Origin of the sequence: Tistrella mobilis KA081020-065 (assembly GCF_000264455.2) — a bacterium.
Lineage (GTDB): Bacteria > Pseudomonadota > Alphaproteobacteria > Tistrellales > Tistrellaceae > Tistrella > Tistrella mobilis.
The window spans coordinates 1,025,789-1,045,440 of sequence record NC_017958.1; the positions used below are offsets into that span (position 1 = coordinate 1,025,789).

At 68.6% G+C, this 19,652-nt stretch carries 18 protein-coding genes; 11 read left to right on the forward strand and 7 right to left on the reverse strand.

What is annotated here, in order from left to right:
- Positions 1-199 precede the first annotated feature (199 nt).
- Entirely contained in the window at positions 200-859 is a 660-nt protein-coding gene (locus TMO_RS28130; protein WP_051045670.1) for a TetR/AcrR family transcriptional regulator, read from the forward strand.
- A gap of 10 nt (positions 860-869) precedes the next feature.
- Here the strand turns inward: TMO_RS28130 and TMO_RS28135 are convergent, their stop codons facing one another.
- From TMO_RS28135 to TMO_RS28145, 3 genes are all read right to left on the reverse strand, one after another.
- Positions 870-1,994: an alpha/beta hydrolase gene (locus tag TMO_RS28135; protein ID WP_014748467.1), complete on the reverse strand. Its 1,125-nt coding sequence runs from the start codon at positions 1,992-1,994 to the stop codon at positions 870-872.
- Between the two features lie 62 nt (positions 1,995-2,056).
- A complete protein-coding gene (locus tag TMO_RS28140) occupies positions 2,057-2,869 on the reverse strand; it encodes an enoyl-CoA hydratase/isomerase family protein (protein WP_014748468.1) in 813 nt (270 codons plus the stop codon).
- A 107-nt stretch (positions 2,870-2,976) separates the two neighbouring features.
- Entirely contained in the window at positions 2,977-4,161 is a 1,185-nt protein-coding gene (locus TMO_RS28145) for a thiolase family protein (RefSeq protein ID WP_014748469.1), read from the reverse strand.
- A gap of 264 nt (positions 4,162-4,425) precedes the next feature.
- Here TMO_RS28145 and TMO_RS28150 point away from each other — a divergent pair, with 264 nt between their 5' ends.
- Together TMO_RS28150 and TMO_RS30110 are read left to right on the forward strand one after the other, a co-directional pair.
- The gene (locus TMO_RS28150; RefSeq protein ID WP_062767102.1) at positions 4,426-5,463 is read left to right on the forward strand and encodes an NADP-dependent oxidoreductase; all 1,038 of its coding nucleotides are present in this window, start codon (positions 4,426-4,428) and stop codon (positions 5,461-5,463) included.
- Between the two features lie 265 nt (positions 5,464-5,728).
- Positions 5,729-6,946: a sensor histidine kinase gene (locus TMO_RS30110; RefSeq protein WP_014748471.1), complete on the forward strand. Its 1,218-nt coding sequence runs from the start codon at positions 5,729-5,731 to the stop codon at positions 6,944-6,946.
- Between the two features lie 95 nt (positions 6,947-7,041).
- On the opposite strand, the gene TMO_RS28160 is transcribed toward TMO_RS30110, so the two are convergent.
- From TMO_RS28160 to TMO_RS28170, 3 genes are all read right to left on the reverse strand, one after another.
- Positions 7,042-7,581, reverse strand: coding sequence for an META domain-containing protein (locus TMO_RS28160; RefSeq protein WP_187297886.1), 540 nt, complete (start codon positions 7,579-7,581; stop codon positions 7,042-7,044).
- 131 nt (positions 7,582-7,712) lie between these two features.
- A complete protein-coding gene (locus TMO_RS28165) occupies positions 7,713-7,904 on the reverse strand; it encodes a hypothetical protein (protein ID WP_145978491.1) in 192 nt (63 codons plus the stop codon).
- A gap of 315 nt (positions 7,905-8,219) precedes the next feature.
- Positions 8,220-8,822, reverse strand: a complete 603-nt coding sequence (locus TMO_RS28170; protein ID WP_041607683.1) for a 2-hydroxychromene-2-carboxylate isomerase — start codon at positions 8,820-8,822, stop codon at positions 8,220-8,222.
- Between the two features lie 170 nt (positions 8,823-8,992).
- Here TMO_RS28170 and TMO_RS28175 point away from each other — a divergent pair, with 170 nt between their 5' ends.
- Both TMO_RS28175 and TMO_RS28180 read left to right on the forward strand, forming a co-directional pair.
- A complete protein-coding gene (locus tag TMO_RS28175; RefSeq protein WP_014748475.1) occupies positions 8,993-9,835 on the forward strand; it encodes a fumarylacetoacetate hydrolase family protein in 843 nt (280 codons plus the stop codon).
- Between the two features lie 268 nt (positions 9,836-10,103).
- Positions 10,104-11,723 carry an EAL domain-containing protein gene (locus tag TMO_RS28180; protein ID WP_187297887.1) on the forward strand — a complete coding sequence of 540 codons (1,620 nt, stop codon included), beginning with the start codon at positions 10,104-10,106 and terminating at the stop codon, positions 11,721-11,723.
- 23 nt (positions 11,724-11,746) lie between these two features.
- On the opposite strand, the gene TMO_RS28185 is transcribed toward TMO_RS28180, so the two are convergent.
- Complete coding sequence (locus tag TMO_RS28185; RefSeq protein WP_014748477.1) at positions 11,747-12,262, reverse strand: PAS domain-containing protein; 516 nt, start codon at positions 12,260-12,262, stop codon at positions 11,747-11,749.
- Positions 12,263-12,605: 343 nt separating this feature from the next.
- Between TMO_RS28185 and TMO_RS30115 the strand changes: the two genes are divergently transcribed.
- The 6 genes from TMO_RS30115 to TMO_RS28215 all read left to right on the forward strand — a co-directional run bounded on the left by TMO_RS30115 (position 12,606) and on the right by TMO_RS28215 (position 19,647).
- Positions 12,606-13,211, forward strand: a complete 606-nt coding sequence (locus TMO_RS30115; protein ID WP_014748478.1) for a helix-turn-helix domain-containing protein — start codon at positions 12,606-12,608, stop codon at positions 13,209-13,211.
- A 664-nt stretch (positions 13,212-13,875) separates the two neighbouring features.
- On the forward strand, positions 13,876-14,649 hold the full coding sequence (locus TMO_RS28195) for an ABC transporter ATP-binding protein (protein WP_014748479.1): 774 nt from the start codon (positions 13,876-13,878) through the stop codon (positions 14,647-14,649).
- Positions 14,642-15,577: an ABC transporter permease gene (locus TMO_RS28200; RefSeq protein ID WP_014748480.1), complete on the forward strand. Its 936-nt coding sequence runs from the start codon at positions 14,642-14,644 to the stop codon at positions 15,575-15,577. Before TMO_RS28195 ends, TMO_RS28200 begins: the two co-directional genes overlap by 8 nt.
- Complete coding sequence (locus tag TMO_RS28205) at positions 15,574-16,728, forward strand: ABC transporter permease (protein ID WP_014748481.1); 1,155 nt, start codon at positions 15,574-15,576, stop codon at positions 16,726-16,728. Before TMO_RS28200 ends, TMO_RS28205 begins: the two co-directional genes overlap by 4 nt.
- Positions 16,729-16,898: 170 nt before the next feature.
- A complete protein-coding gene (locus TMO_RS28210) occupies positions 16,899-17,912 on the forward strand; it encodes an ABC transporter substrate-binding protein (protein WP_014748482.1) in 1,014 nt (337 codons plus the stop codon).
- A gap of 154 nt (positions 17,913-18,066) precedes the next feature.
- A complete protein-coding gene (locus TMO_RS28215) occupies positions 18,067-19,647 on the forward strand; it encodes a putative bifunctional diguanylate cyclase/phosphodiesterase (RefSeq protein WP_187297888.1) in 1,581 nt (526 codons plus the stop codon).
- Positions 19,648-19,652 lie beyond the last annotated feature (5 nt).

A 19,652-nucleotide genomic window follows, 5' to 3' on the forward strand; every position in this document is an offset into this window, starting at 1 on the left:
CAGCTATAAAACAAACGGGACGGTCCCGTCCAGTTAATTGGAGAGGCGTTCGGAACTGGCCGGGATCGGTCCGCGTGAGGTACAACTGTCCCGTCCGACCCAGGGTGGTTTCGCCGCCCCGGTCACACGGACGAGCCCGGCGCGCCCCCGCACGCAGACGGGGACAGACATGGCGGGAGATCAGGATGAGATCGGGACGATGACCAGCCAGGCGCCGCAACAGCAGGCAGAACGGCCCCGCCGGGGCCGGCCGTCGAAGGAAGATGCGGCCGAAACCTCGGGCCGGATCATCGAGACGGCGGCGCAGCTTTTTGCCGCGCAGGGTTTCGCCGCAACCTCGATCGAACAGGTCGCGGCTGCGTGCAGCGCCGGCAAGGACACGATCTACCGGCGCTTCCCGTCGAAAATGGCGCTGTTCGAAGCGGTGGTCGACAGCCTGCGGACCCGGACGCTGGCACGGCTGGAGCAGGAAATCCGCTCGGCCGGCGGCGCAGGCGATGCGCTGGCGCGGCTGAAGCGCATCGCCCGCTGGTTTCTGGACGTCAACCTGGATCCGGAGATGATCGCCTTCAACCGCATCGCGCTCAGCGAGGCGGTGGTCTTCGGCGACGGCCGGCATGATCAGTGGGAAACGGATCCGATCCTGGACCGGCTGGTCGCCCTGGTGCAGGAAGCCCAGGGCGCCGGAGCGCTGGCCGCCGGCGACGCCCGGGTGGTCGCCACGCATCTTCTGCATGCGATCGTCTTTGGCCCCGCCACCGACGCCATGATGGGCCGCGCCGGCTGGACCACGGCAACCGCCCGCGACCGATTCTTCGATCAGGCCTGGACGCTGTTCCTGCGCGGGGCCGGCAGCTGACGGCCGGACATCACCCCCCGGCTGTCACCCAGCGGGCGACATCCTGCCAGACCAGCGGGCCGTGCAGGTCGCGCAGCAGCATGTGCCAGCCCTGGGGGTAGGTGTTGATCTGCAGGTCGTCGCGGCCATGGGCGATCAGCTTTTCGCGGAAGTTCTTCACCGCCCGGCGGGGCAGCACCTGTTCGTTGCGGCCATAGAGCGCCAGCACCGGCAGGTTAAGCGAGCCCGCCGCCTCCGTCGCCCGTTCCATCAGATCGACCAGGCCGAAGATCGCATCGGCACGGGTGGTCTTCAGCACCAGCGGGTCGCGGCCCAGCGCATAGAGCATGGCGTCGTTGTCCGACGGCCGGATGCCGAGCCCGCCGCCGTCGAGCGGCAGCCAGGGCATGGCATGGGCGGTGGTCCACAGCATCCAGCGCTGATAGGGCTGAAGCGTCGACCAGCCCCAGACCGCGGGCGCCACCAGGATCAGCCCGGCGGGCCTGAGTTCGGCCGGCAGTTCGCGGGCCATGCGCGCCGCCGCCGACATCACCACGGCCCCGCCCATGCTCTCCCCCAGCCAGTAGACCGGTACCCCCGGATGGCGGGCGGCTATGGCGCGGGTGGCGTCTTCCAGATCATGGATCAGGGCAGAGGTACCCGGCCAGATGCCGGCGCGCGGCGCCTCGCCGAAGCCGCGCTGGTCATAGGCATAGGTCTCGATCCCACGGGCGGCCCACCAGGGGGCCGGCAGGGCGAAGGCGCGGCGATAATCGTTGAAGCCGTGCAGGCCGATGATCACCGCCCGGGTCCGGATGGCGGCAGGCGGGGCCCAGTGCCAGAGCGGCAGGGCCGTGCCGTCGGCCATGGTCAGCGTCAGCGCCTGCGGCGCCACCTCCGCCCCGGCCGAGATCGCCGCCGGGCTGGAGGGCTCCGCCAGCACCAGCTGCGTTTCCTTCCAGGCGATCGCCGCCGCCTCGGGCGAGGGATGCCGGCCCTTCAGAGAGGCCGGCGGCATGTCGCCCGCCGCATCGATATCGCCCACCGCCGGCCGCGGATCGGTCGCGATCGCGACCGCATGACGATCGGGGCCTCGGCCGATCGCAAGCGGGGCGCAGCCCGCCGCGGCGGCGGCCGCCATCAGGAATGCCAGCATCAGACCCCGCCTCCCCAAGCGGCCACGCCGCGTCACCCGATCCGCTGCCCGCGGCACCATCTTCAGCGGCCTTCGTAACCCGGCTTGCGCTTGGCCAGGAAGGCGCCCAGACCCTCGTCGAAATCATGGGTGCGGCTGTTGGCGACGAAGGCCTCCTGCTCGCGCGCCAGCTGCTGGCCCAGCGGATTGTCCAGGCTTTCCGACACCAGACGCCGGGTGCGGGCATAAGAGAGCGTCGGGCCGGCCGCCAGCTTCTTCGCCAGCTTCATCGCCTCGGCCGGCACCTCGGCCGCAGGCACGATGCGGTTGACCAGCCCCCAGGCCCGGGCGGTTTCGGCATCGACCGGCTCGTTCAGCAGCAGCATTTCCATCGCGAGCTTGGGCCCGATCAGCCGCGGCAGCGCGAAGGTGGAGCCACCATCGGGCGTGGCGCCGATGCCGGTATAGGCCATCACAAGCTTGGCCTCTGCCGCCATCACCACCAGATCGCAGGCCATGGCCATGGAAACGCCCGCGCCGGCCGCAACGCCGTTGATGCCGGCCACGACCGGCTTGGACAGCCGGGCCATGGCCAGCACGATTTCATGGAAGGCGCCGACCAGGGCATTGGCGGCCCGCGGCCGTTCCTCGCCCGTGGCACCGTGCAGATGTGCCAGATCGCCGCCGGCCATGAAGGCGCGTCCCGATCCGGTCAGCAGCACCGCCCGGACCGCGGGATCGCCATCGACCGTCAACAGGGCTTCAAGGAGGTCCGCGCCCATCGCCGGGTTGAAGGCGTGCAGCACCTCCGGCCGGTTGAGCGTGATGGTCGCAACACCGTCGGCGACGGCGAGGGTGACGGTTCCCGAACCGATCGGGCGGGCGGTCTCGGTCATTGGGGCGCTCTCTCCGGATCAAGGTCCCCCGGCGACACGACATCCGCCGGCCACCGGGGGCTTCTTCTACTTCAGGGCGAGCACTGTATCAGCACTCGCAATGGCCGTCAGCGGGCGACGTTTTCGTACAGCACCGCCATGCCCTGCCCGGCACCCATGCACATCGAGACGATGGCATAACGCTGGCCGGTGTTCACCAGGTGGTTCATCGCCGTGATGGTCATGCGGGCACCGGTCGCTCCCGGAGGATGGCCGATCGAGATGCCGCTGCCATAGAGGTTGGTGACGTCGCGCGGGATGCCCAGCTTCGCCTCGGCATGCAGGTTCACCGCCGCGAAGGCCTCGTTGATCTCGTAATAGTCGATGTCCGAGACCTTGAGACCGCGCCGGTCGAGCAGCGCCTGAATGGCCGGCACCGGGCCGCAGCCCATGATGCGCGGCGGCACGCCGACGATCGCCCAGTCGACCAGACGCACCACCGGGGCGACGCCCTCGGCTTCCAGCGCCGCACGATCGCCGACCACCACGAAGGCGGCACCGTCGGTCACGCCGCTCGAATTGCCGGGGGTGACGCGGCCGCCCTTGCGGAAGACCGGGTTCAGCTTCGCCAGCTTTTCAAGCGTCACCTCCGGGCGCGGGAACTCGTCCATCTCCATCAGACGGGTCTTGCGGCCCTCGGGCACCTCGATCGGCTTGATCTGGGCGGCCAGGAAGCCGCTCTTCATCGCCTCGCCGGCCCGCTGCTGGCTCATCAGCGCCCATTCGTCCATGGCCTCGCGGGTATAGCCATAGTCGTCGGCCAGGTTCTCGGCGGTCTCGCCCATCAGCTCGCGACTGAACGGGTCGCGATAGGCCCAGTCCAGGGTGTCGATCACCTGGCCGGGACCGCGCTTCATGCCCCAGCGCGCGCCGGTCATGACATAGGGCCCGCGGCTGAAATTCTCACCGCCGCCGGCCAGCGCCATGCGGCCATGGCCCGAGATGATCTGCTCGGCCGCGGTCAGGATCGCCTGAGTGCCCGAGCCGCAGGCGCGGCTGACGTTCAGCGCCGCCGAATGCTCGGCCATGCCGACCTTGAGCGCGATCGCCCGGCTGGCGAAATAGCCGTCATGATCCACGGGCAGCACATTGCCCCAGACCAGATGGTCCATCTTGTCGGCGCCGATGCCGGCCTTTTCCAGGCAGGCGCCCGCCGCATGCACGCCGAGGTCGACCATGGGCACGTCTTTCAGCGACTTGCCGTAGTCGCCGAACGGCGTGCGCATGCCGCCGGCCAGCACGATCTCGGTCATCGGTTTCTCCCTGAGTTTCTGGTTCATGATCCACGGATCACCCGGACATGCGGGAGTCCGTTCCGCGGCAGAGCATCCGCCAGCCGGCGCGCCAGGGCAACCCCGATGAATCCGCATTCATCGCGGGCGTTTTCGCCCCCGCCGGCCAGGACCGTCGATCGTACTTCAAACACTCGTTTGTTTGAAGTAGGCTGACCCACAGCTTCGACAGCGCCCCGCGGCTTCTACCGGGGCGCGATGCTCACCCCTGACGAGAGACGAGAGATGACCCAGAACCGCCGCATCATCCTGGCCTCGCGCCCTGTCGGCATGCCGACCTCCGCGAACCTGCCGATCGAGACCCAGACCCTGGCCGAGCCGGCCGAGGGCCAGATCCTGGTCAAGGTCATCTACCTGTCGCTGGACCCCTATATGCGCGGCCGCATGAATGCCGGCCGGTCCTATGCCGCCAATGTGGCCGAGGGTGACGTGATGGTCGGCGGCGCCGCCGGCCGGGTGGTCGCCTCGAAGAGCCCGAAGTTCAAGGAAGGCGACTACGTCTTCGGCATGTTCGGCTGGCAGGAATATTATCTGGGCGATGCCGCCGGCGTGCGGAAGCTCGATCCCGCCCAGGCGCCGATCAGCACCTCGCTCGGCGTGCTCGGCATGCCCGGCATGACCGCCTATGTCGGCCTGCTCGACAAGGGCCAGCCCAAGGAAGGCGAGACGGTGGTGGTCTCGGCCGCCAGCGGTGCGGTCGGCGGCGTGGTCGGCCAGATCGCGAAGATCAAGGGCTGCCGCGCGGTCGGCATCGCCGGCGGGCCCGAGAAGTGCGCCTATGTGGTGGACGAGCTGGGCTTCGATGCCTGCGTCGACTACAAGGCGCCGGACTTCCTGGAGGCCTTCAAGGCGGCGGTGCCCAAGGGCGTCGACGTCTATTTCGAGAATGTCGGCGGCAAGGTCGCCGATGCGGTGTTCTCGCGCATGAACGATTTCGGCCGCGTCGCGCTCTGCGGCCTGATCGCCCATTACAACGACACCGGCGCGCCGGAAGGCCCCGACAACCTGCCGCGCTTCATGTTCAACCTGCTCTCGCGGCGCCTGTCGGTGAACGGCTTCATCGTCAGCGACCATCCCGATCGGGCGGGCGATTTCTTCCGAGACGTCTCGGGCTGGATCCGCGACGGCCAGCTGCGCTATCGCGAGGACATCGTAGAAGGCGGGCTGGACGCGACGGTGGAGGCCTTCCAGGGCCTGCTGACCGGCCGCAATTTCGGCAAGCTGATCGTGAAGATTTCCGAGGACACCAGCCGCGCCGGCTGACCGCGGAAGGGTTGCGGAGCGGGGCGTGGATAACCGCGCCCCGTTCATCTGTAGATCGTGTCTAAATCTTAATTTTTCTGACTTATAGATGTAGCTCGGCGGTCGATCGGGCGTTTTTCGCCCGGGCCGGGCGCCACAACAGTGGCAGAGGACTGCGCTTTCCCGTCATAGTGAACGTGGTCCGCCCCACCCGATGCGAGTTTTGTCGACCGATGCCAACCCGCCGACACCGCACCCCCCGCCCCTTTTTCGCGGACATCAGGCCATGACCGGCGTGCTCACCGACGGTCAGGTGGAGACCGGAGCCGATGCCCCGCAGGATGCCGCCGAGACGGTCGTCGCGGCCGCGTCCGAAGCCATGCTGATCACCGACGGCGAAACCCGCTCGGGCTTCCTCAACAATGCCGCCTGTCGCCTGATCGGCAGCGATCGCCGCCGCCTGGGCTTCGTGCGGCTGATCGCGCTCGTGAACGGCATGGTTCAGCGGGCGGCCAGCGACCGCTCGTTTCGCAGCCATATCGAGCTGCTCGGCAACGACCGGCAATCGGCCCATGCCTCGGTGCTGCGCATGCGGGGCGTCAAGCCGCGCAGCTTTTCGATCACCTCGCAGCCCGTCGATCCTGACGGCCGGCGTCAGCTTTGGATCGTGCGCGACGAGGCGGTTCTGTCCCGCCAGGCCATGGATTGCCGCAGCTGTGCGGGCGAGGCCCGATCGATCCACGACGCCCTGCTCGCCCGCACCCGGGCCCTGAGCGAGGCACGCGATCTGGCCGATGCCAGCCGGATGGTCGCCGAACAGGCCAGCCGGGCCAAAAGCGAGTTCATGGCCCATCTGAGCCACGAGCTGCGCACGCCGCTGAATGCCGTTCTGGGCTTTTCCGAAATCATCGCCCGCGAATTGCTGGGCCCGGCGGCCGTGCCGGCCTATGTCGATTACGCCCGCAGCATCCACGAAAGCGGAAGCACCCTGGTCGGCCTGATCGACGACATCCTGGATCTGTCGCAGGTGGAAACCGGCCGGGTTCAGGTGCGGCTGCGGCCCACCGATCTGAACGAGCTGGTGAACGGGCTGGACCTGGATGAAGACCTGCGGCCCGGCGTGCGGCTTGCCACCGACCTGCTCCAGGGGCGGATCGTCGTTCCGGGTGATCCCGACATCCTGACGCGTGCGGTGCTACACCTGCTTGACGTGTCGGCCAATGTCGCGCCGGCCGGATCGGCGGTCACCATCCGCACCTTCGACACCGGCACCCATGCCGGGATCGAGGTCATCGATGCCGGATCGGTGATGAGCGCGGTCGAGATCGAGAATGCGCTTGCCGCCTTCGGCGACACCGACAGCCAGATCGCCCGCAGCGGTCGCGGTCGCGGTGTCGGGTTGTCGCTGGCCGATGCGCTGATCCGCCTGCATGGCGGCCGTCTGGTCATCGCCCCGCGCGGCAATGGCGGCATGGTCACCCGGGTTCTGCTGCCGCGCGGCTGAAGCCCGTCCATCGCCCGTACCCGTCCCTCGCCCGTACCCGCCCCTCGCCCGTACCCGCCCCTCGCCCGTACCCGCCCCTCGCCCGTACCCGGCCGTCACTGCATATCCTTGCCGGGATCGGGCGCGGTAGCGTCGTCGACGGCGCGGAAGCCCATCTTCCGGCCGTCAGAGGTGACGATGGTCAGGCGGTTGCCCTCTACCTCTGCCTGGCGGGCGGCGAGCAGGCCGTCGATCAGGTCCATCTCGGCATCGGTCTTCTGCCGGTCGCAGGCCATGCGCGTGGCGCCGATGCCGCCGAAACGCAGGCTGCCCGGCAGGTCGTCGACCCCGGTCTGATAGCGGCCGAACATGCGGTTGCAGGGACCGCGCGCCGACATGCGGCCATCCTCGTGAAACCTGAACCGGGCGGCTTCCGCCCCCGGTGCCGCCGGATCGGGCGCCCAGACCGTGCCGGTCAGCGGCAGGTCGGGCCGGCTGCTGCCGTCCTCACCTTGCATGCCGGCACAGGCCCCCAGCGCCAGCGGCACAGCCACCGCCGCCATCAGGCGCAGGGACCGGAAGCGGCGGGGTCCGAAGCGCAGAGACGGGCACCCGGCCGATACGGGGCGATGCGCGGGTGCGGAACTGGCGGGCATGACGGATCCTCCTGGGGCCTGGCTGGTGGCGGCGTCTTTGAACGTCGCGACACCGATCCTGCCCGCACGGATCGCGGCTTCCCAGCGGCAATACCGTGACATGACCGTCACCGAAACGGCCCGCGACAGGATCAGGCCGTCACCGGGTCGGTCACCACATCGAAATCCATGGGCGCCGGGCTCCGATCGGCCAGAGGCGGGCGGCCGTGGCCGATGGGGCGGCGAGCGATGCTGCCGGGGGCCTGAAGCTGGTCGGCCTGGGCATCGGCCTGGCGAAGGGTGGTCATCCGGGTGTCCTCGGTGGAAGCCATGATCGTGGTCATCTGAAGCGGTTCCGTCGGATCCGGCAGCCGCGTGGCTGCCGTCATTGCTGGGGATCGCCGGAACCACCCCCGGGTGCGGGAGGCGGGTTTCGCAGGGCCAGAACGCGAAACGGCCGCCTCCGTTTCCGGAGGCGGCCGTCGATTTCGGGATCTCGTCAGGCCCTCAGGCCGGCACACCCGCTCGATTGGCCACCCCCGGGGGGCTCCACCAATAGAACGTAAACGATGCATAGGTGCGCGACGTGATCATGGGCGCCAGTCTGATCCCGCCCCGCCCTGCCGTCAAGCCCCGACCGTGCGGCAACGGCGCGACGATCACCAGCCGCCGCGCGCCAGCCAGCGATCGACCATCGCCAGCCGGTCCCAGCCCCAGAACGGCTCGCCGTCCACCAGCACGAAAGGCGATCCGAACACGCCCCTGGCGACCCCTTCTTCGGAAATGGCCTTCACCTTCTCCTTGATCGCAGGATCGGCCATGCCGGCCAGAACCTCTTCCGCATCCAGTCCGCGGCGGGCAGCCACGCCGGCCACGACTGCAGGATCGGTCATGTCCGCCTGTTCGACGTAATAGGCATGGAAGGCGTCCCGGGCGAAGGCCACCGCCGCCGCGGGATCGCGCGCCTCGATCCAATAAAAGGCGCGCGAGGCGGGCAGCGCCACGATCGGGTGGCCGGGCGGCAGGGTGAAGGGGATGCCGGTCTCCCGCGAAATGCGCCGCCAGTCGTTGCGGGCATAATCCCCCTTCAGCGGCGTGCCGCTCAGCCCGCGCATGCCCGTGGCCTTGAAGGCCACGCCCAGCATATAGGGCCGCCAGATCACCTGCCGGCCATGGCGGGCGGCCAGGGCCTCGATCTCGTGCGATGCGAAATAGGCATAGGCGGAGCTGAAGTCGAACCAGAACTCGATCGGGGCGGTCATGGGCTTTTCCATCGCCTGGAGTGATGCCGTCGGAGATGGTTCTATCATGCGGCACATGTCTTGCGCAAAGTCGCCGGCAGACTGCCCGCCCCGTGGACCCGGAGCATCGCGCTCGCAGGATTTCGTGGCAGGATGGCCCCGGACCCACCCCATGATCACAGGACTTCCCGATGCGTCTCGTCCGTTACGGCCTGCCCGGCCAGGAACGCCCCGGTCTTCTCGGCCCCGATGGCGGCCTGCGCGACCTTTCAGGCCAGATCGCCGATCTCGGCCCCGCCACGCTCGACCTTGCGACCCTGGACCGGCTGAAAGCCATCGACCCGGCCAGCCTGCCGGCGGTCGACGGCCCGGTCCGCCTGGGTGCCTGCATCGCGCGGCCGGGCAAGTTCATCGGCATCGGGCTCAACTATCGCGACCACGCGGCCGAAGCCGGCATGGCCCTGCCGACCGAACCGGTGATCTTCCACAAGGCCACCTCGTGCATGACAGGCCCCGAAGACGATCTGATCCTGCCGCCGGATGCCGCCAGGACCGACTGGGAGGTCGAACTCGGCATCGTGGTCGGCCGGGTGCTGAAGCGGGTGAGCCCCGAAGAGGCGCTGGCCGGCGTCGCCGGTTATTGCACGGTCAATGACATCTCCGAGCGCGCCTTCCAGCTGGACCGGGGCGGCCAGTGGACCAAGGGCAAGTCGGCCGATGGTTTCGGTCCCGTGGGCCCCTGGCTGGTCACCGCCGACGAGGTTCCGGACCCGCAGGCCCTGAAGCTGTGGCTGGAGCTGAACGGCGAACGCCGGCAGGACGGCACCACCGCCGATCAGGTCTTCGGCGTCGCCGAGGTTCTGTCCTATCTCAGCCGCTTCATGACGCTGGAGCCGGGCGATCTGGTGACCACCGGCACGCCCGCCGGCGTCGGCATGGGCGCCAGGCCCCAGCGCTTCCTGAAGCCGGGCGATCACATGGTGCTGGAAGTCGAAGGCCTGGGCCGCCAGTCGACCCGGGTGACGGAAGAATAGCTCCTGCCTTTGCATGCTCTTAACATGCCGGGGTCTTGCATCCCGTGAATCGGGGGGCGCGCGTCGGCTGCATGTGGACGCCGTCACCTCGAGCCGTCTACAATCAGACATCCGGAAAATTGTCCGGTGATCGATCAATCCCGGGTTCACAGAGTGCACGGCCAGGTTGCGGTCGGGCACGGCCGGGTTGCGGAGGGTGGGCCCGATGGCGGGCGCCCTCGTCCGGACGATGGTGACAGCCGGCAGAGCGGCATTCCAGGGTGATGGCATGCGCAGACGGGTGCTTGCGGTGACATTGACGCTGGCGACGCTCATCGGGGCGTTGCCGGTGGCAGGCAGCCTTTGGATCGCCTGGGAAAACGCCCGCCGCGTCGAAACCGATCTGCTGATCCGGGCCACCCGGGAAATGCTCACCCGATCGGAACGTCTGCAGGAGGATGCCACCCGCGCCCTTGCCGCGATGGCGGCGGTGCCGGTCGGCGATGCCTGCACGCCCGCGGGTCTTGCCCGCCTGCGCACCGCCGCCTTCGCCAGCCGCGGCGTTCGCGAGGTGGGGGTGGTGGAAGAGGGGCGCGTGGTCTGTACGGGAGCAGGCCGGCTCGACAGTCCGATGCCCCTGCCGCTCCCCGACATGTCGGTCGGCGACATGCGGATCTGGTATGACCGTCTGCCCCCGGGGCTGGACGACAGCGCCCGTGCCGCCAGCCGCACCACGGTGATTGCCCGCGGCCCCTATGCGGTATTTCTGGATACCGAGCAGATCTACGATCTGGTCCTGGCGGAACCGCGCGTGGTGTTGAGCATGGTCGCCCTCGGCACCGGCCAGGTGCTGGGGGTGCGCACCCGCCCGGAACGCGCCATCCTGTCGGATATGGTCGACCGGTTCCGCAACCAGACCGAACCCGAGGCCATCCGCCTGGGCGACCGGCTGGTGGTGGCGGCCACCGCCCGCGACGGCACCGCCATGGCGCTCGCCTCGGAACCGGTCAGCGTGGTGATCGAAACCTGGCGGGAACAGGCCCTGCTGATGGGGCTGCCCGGGCTCGCCAGCGGCGGCCTCATCTTCTGGCTGATCGTCACCCTTGTCCGGCGCGGCGACACAATGGGCGCGCGCATCCGACGTGGTCTGGCGCGCGGCGAATTCCGGGTGGTCTATCAGCCGATCGTGCGCCTGGCCGACGGCGCCTGCCTGGGCGGCGAGGCGCTGGTCCGCTGGCAGCAGCGCGACGGCAGCATGATCTCGCCCGACCGCTTCATTCCGGTTGCCGAGGCCGAAGGGCTGATCGAGCGGCTGACCGACGAGATCATCGAGCATGTCTTCGCCGATCTCGGCAAATTCCTGGCGGCACGCCCGTCGGTCTGGATCGCGATCAACCTCTCGGCCTCGGATGTGGAAAGCGACCGGGTGCGCGGCCGGCTGGACCGGCTGCGCAAGACCCATGGCGTGGCGGCCGCCCAGATCGTGCTGGAAGCGACCGAGCGCACCCTGATCGATGCCAGACGCGCCCAAAGCTCCATGCGCAGCTTTCGAGATGCCGGCTACCGGCTGACAATCGACGATTTCGGCACCGGCTATTCCAGCCTCGCCTATCTCGCCACCCTGCCGGTGGACGGGCTGAAGCTCGACAAGACCTTCGTCGACGGCATCGGCAGCGGGTCTGCCGCCGACGACGTGATGGGCCATATCCTGTCGCTGGCGGCGACGCTCGGCCTGGATGTCGCGGCGGAAGGCGTCGAACATCAGGCGCAGGCGGATTATCTGATCGCCCGCGGCGTTACCTACGGCCAGGGTTGGCTCTATGCGCGCGCGATGGATGGCAACGCCTTCTGCGGCTATGTCGACGGCCATCTGCCGGCGGCACCGCTGGCGAACCGGCGGCGCGCCTGAGCGGTTCATCCGCCGGCACCCCGTCAGGGTTCAATCCCCGGCCACAGGGTCAGGCACAGCACCCCGAAAATGGCGGTGATCCGGTCGGGATCGTCCATACCGTCCCCCACCAGCGGCAGTTCCAGCGCGTCGAACAGATAATGCGCCCGCGAATTGGCAAAGCTCGTGTCGCCATGCGACCGGACCGGCGCACGGCGCCGGATGACCTCGTCGAAGCTCCGGGCCACCATCCGGAAAGTCTCGGGCGGGTAGACCTCGTCCAGCCACCAGCCGGTCCGGTCGCGGCCCAGCCGCTCCACGATCGTGGAGCCGATCAGCCGGTAGCGATAGCGGATCGCATGGTGGCCACCGGCGTCTTCATGCCCCTGTCGAACCACATCGATCAGATAGCTGGTGGCCAGGAGATGAGGAAAGGCGAGTGGATCCAGATCCCGCCGCCGAAGGGGCCGCCCCGCCCCGGTCGCCCGTTGCCAGACGGCCAGCACCGGCATCAGCCGCTGGTCAAGGCCATCGAGTGTCGCTTCGACGATGTAGGACACGTTGCCGACGCCCCCTTGCCGCCATCGGGCCGGATCATGCCGCCCATCGTCTGCACCCTTGCCGACCTTTCCGACGCCTGCAACAGGAAGTGAGCAGGTAGTGCAACATGCAACGCGTCCACCACCGTAAACGTTAAATACATTCATTCAATAAGCGCATAACGCGCCAATCCCGACGAAAATGCGGGATTTTTGCCACCGTTGCACTATCATGACGTTTGAAGCCCGAGAAGAGGCCATCCGTGGGATGAGTTCCCGGATAAGAACCTGAAAGCTGCCGCAACCACTCACGCGGATGCACAGGATCACGCCGAAACCAGTCGCCAAGACGAGGTCGTCGAAGATGCGTCATGACATCACCCCGCCTGCGGGCGGCCGGTCGCCCGGAGGGGCAGCCGCCGCGCCGGAGCTTCGTTCTGCTCATTGCACCACCGGTCAGCCGACCACAGCCCCGCCCGGCCCGGTCACGCCTGCATCGGCCATGCCCGATGACGCCGCGGCGGAAACGGCCCAGAGCGCGAACCGCCGCGACATAGAAACCGAGATCAACCGCGCCATCGGCCGGCGGATCCGGACGCTCAGGCTGGCGCGCGGCTTCAGCCAGGAAGCCTGCTCCACCCAGCTGGGCATCAGCTTCCAGCAGCTGCAGAAATACGAAAAGGGACAGAACCGGATCAGCGCCTGTGCGCTCTATCGTCTGGCCGGAATCCTGGATGTCCCGCCCTCGGCGCTGCTCGACCGGCTGGACGACGGGCCCAAGGTGCTCCGCCGCAACCGGATCAGCCGCGGCATGATCGAGGCCAGCACCCGGCTTGCCTCGATTTCGGATGCGACTGCGCGCCGGGCAATCACCGATCTGATCGCCGCCTTGAGCAGCGCCGCCGCAGCCGGGGACGCCGAAGCCGGCGATGACGATCTCGATCTCGATCAGACCGGCGCCATGCATTGATCCCTCCCGTCCGCACTGCCGGCCATCCCTGATGGCAAGCCGGGGGCCGCACCGACGATCGTCGGTGCGGCCCCCTTTGTTTCGCGCAAGGTATTCCAGAGGGCGCATTCCGGATGGTGCGCCGCGGATCGGGCGCTGCGGAGGGGCGGGGTTCAACCCGCGACATCCGGCTTCCCCCTCGCCTCCCCGCGACGCCCGGGTTACGATCCGAAACGGGAGGATCGATCGGCCGGCCAGGATACGTGCACAACAATTATGCATGACCGGCGAATTGTCCAAAATTTACGCAAACCAGCCGCGACCGTACCTGTACAGCCGCGACCGTTCTTTTGGGGAAAGCCCGCCGAAACCTATCCGATCGGTCAGGTAAAAACCTCTTGCGGACAATGGGTTGAACCCCGATCGTAAAATAAGGTGCGCCCTTGGCCCGGGGATTGCACCAGCAGAGACAAAGAGTGGCGGGCGGCAGCGGAGGGAGACCGGTGCCGACATCGCCGCGGGCCAGCTCGTGAGGCCGAGACGCATGGCAGAACCGATGACCATCGACAGGACGCGCGATGACAGGCGCGCACACCGGTCGACCCCCGCGAGGGGTGGACCGCCAGTGACTGCACCGACCGGGAAGCCGGGGGGACGGAGTGCCGGGATGACGGGGAAGACGGGGATGGCGGCAGTGTCCGCACGCGGATTGTCGCTGGTCTATCAGACCGCCGATCAGCCGGTTCATGCGCTCAGCGACGTGGATATCGACATCCGCCCGGGGGATTTCGTCTCGCTGATCGGCCCGTCGGGCTGCGGCAAGACCACGCTGCTCAGGGTGATCGCCGATCTGGAGCAGCCGACCGGCGGCAGCATCACCGTCACCGGCCGCACGCCCGACGAGGCGCGCCGCGCCCATGCCTATGGCTATGTCTTCCAGGCGCCGGCGCTGATGCCCTGGCGCAATGTGGAACGCAACGTCATGCTGCCGCTGGAGCTTTCAGGCCGCCCCAAGGCCGAGCGCCAGGCGATCGCGCGCGAAAAGCTGGCCCTGGTGGGGCTGGACGGTTTTGCCCGCAAATACCCCTGGCAGCTGTCGGGCGGCATGCAGCAGCGGGCATCCATCGCCCGCGCACTGTCCTTCGCGCCCGAACTGCTGCTGATGGACGAACCCTTCGGTGCGCTCGACGAGATCACCCGCGACCATCTGAACCTGGCGCTGAATGCGCTCTGGCGGCAGACCGGGCTGACCTGCGTCTTCGTGACCCATTCGATTTCCGAAGCGGTGTTCCTGTCGAACCGGATCATCGTGATGAGCCCGCGCCCGGGCCGGATCCTGGAAGAAATCGTCTGCGACCTGCCGGCAGAGCGCACACTGGAGATGCGCGAGAGCGCCGAATTCCAGCGGGTCGCGGCCCTGGTCAGGGCGGGCCTCGCCAAGGGCCACTCCTATGACTGAGCTTGCGGCCACCGCCCCGGGCCCGCGTGCCGGCCGCTTCGGCCGCGCGCTGGTCGAACGGGGCGCCGACATCCTGCCGGTGACGACGGTCGCCCTTCTGGTGATCGTGATCTGGTATGCCGCGGCCTATCTGCTCAACACCCCCCAGGCGGCGGAACAGCTGGCCCGCAAGGGCATCACCGACCCCGGCTTTTCCCAGTTGATGACCGAGGCCTTCACCCAGCGGCGGCCGGTGCTGCCGACACCCGATCAGGTGGTGGTGGAGATCGTCACCTCGTCGACCGAGCGGCCGGTGGGCAATGTCCGCAACCTGATCACCCATGTGATCGCAACCGCGCAATCCACCCTGGCCGGCTTCGTGCTGGGCTCCCTTCTGGGCCTGGGCCTTGCGATCGGCATGGCCGCCCTCAGGCCGCTGGAACGCGGCGTGCTGCCCTGGATCGTCGCCTCGCAGACGGTGCCGATCCTGGCGATCGCGCCGATGGTGGTGGTGGTGCTGGGCAATCTGGGCTTCACCGGCCTGCTGCCCAAGGCGGTGATCTCGATGTATCTGTGCTTCTTCCCGGTCGCGATCGGCATGACCAAGGGGCTGCGCTCCGCCGATCCGCTGCATATGGATCTGATGCATTCCTACAACGCGACACCGCTGCAGGTCTTCCTGAAGCTGCGCCTTCCGGCCGCCCTGCCCTATCTCTTCGCCAGCCTGAAGGTGGCGATCGCCGCCGCACTCGTGGGGGCGATCGTGGGCGAACTGCCGACCGGCGGCCAGGCCGGGCTCGGCACCCGGCTGCTCGCCGGATCCTATTACGGCCAGACCACCCAGATCTGGGCGGCGCTGATCGCGGCGTCGCTGCTCTCGGCCCTGCTGGTCCAGGCGGTGGCGCTGGCGGAGCGGATCGTGGTCCGCCGGAGCGGAGGTGCGCGATGACCACGACATCCACCGCACCCTCGGCCCCTCTCCAGCCCGTCTCGCGCGGTCTGGATGCCGTCTGGGGCCTGATGGGGCTCGTCGCCCTGCTGCTGCCCCTGTCCACCACGGGCGGCGCCTGGATCGGCAATGCCGATCTGACCGTTCTGCTGATGATCGCCGGCATCCTGCTCTTTGCACTGGCCGGGCTCCGGCCGCGGCGAAGCGGCATGCGCGGGCCGCTGGTGCTGGCGGGGGCGGCCCTCACCGCCATCGCCACGCTCGTGGCGCTGCGCAGCGGCACGGTCGGCTTCGGCGAAGGCGGTGCGGGCTACACCCTTGCCGGGCTCGCCGCGATGGCCGCGGCCTTTCGCGGCATCGCCCTGGTCGCGCGCCTGCCCCAGACCTCGCTGCCGGTGCGGCTGCTGCCGCCGGCCGCCCTGGGCCTGACGCTGCTCTATGCCTGGGAGGGCGGCTGCCTGGGCTTCGGCGTGCCGGCGGTGCTGCTGCCGCCGCCATCGGCGATCGGCGCCGCCTTTGCCGCCAACCTGCCGGTGCTCTGGCAGGATTTCGTCCAGACCGTGTGGAAGGGGGCGCTGCGCGGCTATCTGATCGGCTGCACCGCCGGCATCCTGCTGGGTGTGGCGGCCGATCGCGTCGCCTTCCTGCGCCGCGGCCTGCTGCCGGTCGCCAATCTGATGAGTGCCGCCCCCATCGTGGGCGTGGCGCCGATCATGGTGATGTGGTTCGGCTTCGACTGGCCGTCCAAGGCGGCGGTGGTGGTGGTGACCACGCTGTTTCCGATGCTGGTGAACACGCTGGCGGGGCTTTCCGCCACCTCCCGGCAGGAACTGGACCTGATGCGATCCTATGCCGCATCCCACGCCACCACGCTTCTGGTCGCCCGGCTGCCGAACGCATTGCCCTTCCTGTTCAACGGGCTGAAAATCAGCGCGACGCTGGCCCTGATCGCGGCCATCGTGGCGGAATTCTTCGGCACGCCCGTGGTCGGCATGGGCTTCCGGATCAGCACCGAGGTCGCGCGGATGAATGTCGACGTGGTCTGGGCGACGATCCTGGTGGCCGCCATTGCCGGCTCGGGCACCTATGCCGCGCTGTCGTTCATCGAGCGGCGCGTGACCTTCTGGCATCCCGCGATGCGCGGGCGCTGACGGCGCCCGGCCAGCTGATGCGGAGACGGCGTCCCGGGCGGGACCATCGGAGGCTTCGGCCCGCCCGTGGATGATTTTGAGGGGAGACCCCGCGATCCGCCGCCGCCCCACAACGGGGGCAAACCCCGCCGGCGGCCGGTCCGGGACAGATGATGACGAGGGAGACGAGAATGAGGACGCTCAAGACCCTCCTGACCGGTTCGGTCGCCGGGATTGCCCTGGCACTGGCCGCGACGGGCCCCGGCCTTGCCGCCGATGCGCTGACCCTGCAGCTGAAATGGGTCACCCAGGCGCAGTTCGCCGGCTATTACGTGGCGAAGGAAAAGGGCTTCTACGACGAAGCCGGGCTCGACGTGACCATCAAGGCCGGCGGTCCCGACATCAACCCGTCGCAGGTGATCGCCGGCGGCGGCGCCGATGTCGTGGTCGACTGGATGCCTTCGGCGCTGGCCACGCGTGAAAAGGGCGTGCCGCTGGTCAACATCGCCCAGATCTTCCAGCAGTCGGGCATGATGCTGACCTGCCGCAAGGACAGCGGCATCAAGACCCCGGCCGATTTCAAGGGCCATACCCTGGGCGTCTGGTTCGGCGGCAACGAGTATCCCTTCCTGTCTTGGATGTCGACGCTGGGCTATAAGACCGAAGGCCCGGATGCCGACATCACCGTGCTGAAGCAGGGCTTCAACGTCGACCCGATCCTGCAGAAGCAGGCCTCCTGCGTGTCGACCATGACCTATAACGAATACTGGCAGATCCTGGATGCCGGCATGCCGGCCGACGAGCTGATCACCTTCAAGTATCAGGATCAGGGCGTCGCCACGCTGGAAGACGGCCTCTATACCCTGGAGAAGAGCCTTCAGGATCCGGCAATGGTCGAGAAGCTGGGCCGCTTCGTGAAGGCCAGCGTCAAGGGCTGGGAATACGCCGCGGCCCACCAGGACGAGGCGGTGGAAATCGTGCTCGACAACGACACCACCGGCGCCCAGACCGAAGAGCACCAGACCCGGATGATGCAGGAGGTCGCCAAACTGCTCGACGGTTCGAAGAAGGGCATGGGCTATCTGGCGCCCGAGGATTTCCAGCGCACGGTGAAGGTGCTGCTGGGGGCCGAATCCGCCCCGGTCATCACCAAGGATCCGGGCGAGGCCGCCTGGACCCATGCGGTCTACGACAAGGCCATGTGATCATGTGCCATGTGATGTGATCCGCCAGGTCACGTCGAAACACTTGCGTCCTCTTACGCCGCCGCCCAGGATCGGACGATCCGGGCGGCGGTCGCATTTCGGGCCATGCACGACCGCCTGCCCCGGTGATCGAAAGGAGGACGACCGTATGTCGATGTCGCGGCCCCGCCGCATTCTGCGCCGCCTGGTTCGCCGGCGCATCTGCCTGAGGGATGCCGGCATCATCGCCGTGGTCATGGTCGTGGCCGGCTATTTGGCGGTCGCCTTCGACCTGTTCGAAGCAAGTGAACATGCCGCCGACACGGCGACCGCAATGCTGGAACTCGACGAGGCGCTGGCGCTGGGGGTGCTGCTGGCGCTGATCATGCTGGGGGTGGCGCTGCGCCAGTACCGGGAGCAGAGCCGCGAGATCGCCCGCCGTCGCGCGGCGGAAACCGAGGCCCGGCGCCTGGCCTATCAGGATCCGCTGACCGGCCTTGCCAACCGGCGCCGCTTCGAGGAGCGCCTCGCGGCGGCGATCGCCGCTCCGCCGGCCGCGGGCGCCACCCACGGCCTGTTCCTGCTGGACCTGAACGGCTTCAAACAGGTCAACGACGTTTATGGCCACGGCACCGGCGACGAGGTGCTGATGGTGGTCGCCAACCGCCTGATGGGCGCGGTGCGCGACAGCGACCTGGTCGCCCGGCTGGGTGGCGACGAATTCGCCGTGCTCGCCCCGCATCTGATGGGGCCGGAAGCCGCGACCAGCGTGGCGCTGCGCCTGACCCGCGCCTTCGCCGACCCGATCGCCAGCGGCCGCGGCCGGCACGATGTCGGCACCGGCATCGGTATCGCCCTGCTGCCTCAGGATGCCGGGGATCCGGTCGAGGCCCTCCGGCGTGCCGATGTGGCGCTCTATCGCGCCAAGACCGAGCGCCGCACCGCTTTCCGCTTCTTCGAGAGCCAGATGGACGATGCGGTCCGCCAGCGCGAGGCGCTGGAGATCGACCTCAGGGCGGCTGTGGCCAAAGGCGGGCTCGACCTGCTCTACCAGCCCTCGATCGAACTCGACACCGGCCGGGTGACGGGTTTCGAAGCGGTGATCAGCTGGCGGCATCCCGTCCATGGCGACATCCCGCCCGAACGCTTTCTGCCGATCGCCGAAGATACCGGCCTCATCCACGGTCTGGGCCGCTGGATGCTGGTCGAGGCCGCCCGCACGGCGGCAGGCTGGCCCGCCGACGTTCTGCTGTCGGTCGACCTGCTGCCGGGGCAGGTGAAGGATCCGGCCTTCGCCGCCGATGCGCAGGGCATCCTGGCCGAAGCCGGGCTGCCGGCATCGCGGGTCGAGTTCGACATCGCCGAAAGCACGCTCGTCGGCGATCCGGATGCCGTCCGCGCCCTGGTCGGCGATCTGAGGGCCGCGGGTGCGCGGGTGGCGCTGGCCAATTTCGGCACCGGCTATTCCAGCCTCTACCATCTGCGCGATCTGGAGCTGGACCGGGTCAAGATCGACCGCAGTTTCATCCAGCGGATCGACGAGGCGGAGACCGCCCGGCTGGTGCAGGCCCTGGCCGGGCTGGGCGGCGGGCTGGGGCTCGACGTCGGCGCCGAGGGGCTTGGCACGAACAGCAGCGCCGCCGCAGATCGCTTGAGGGCCAGCGGGATCCGCAACGCCTCCACCCGCGGGCAGAGCGTGACGGCTGCCGAAAGCCTGGGCATGATCGGGGCCACAGCCACCCCGCCCACCGCCTGACAGCC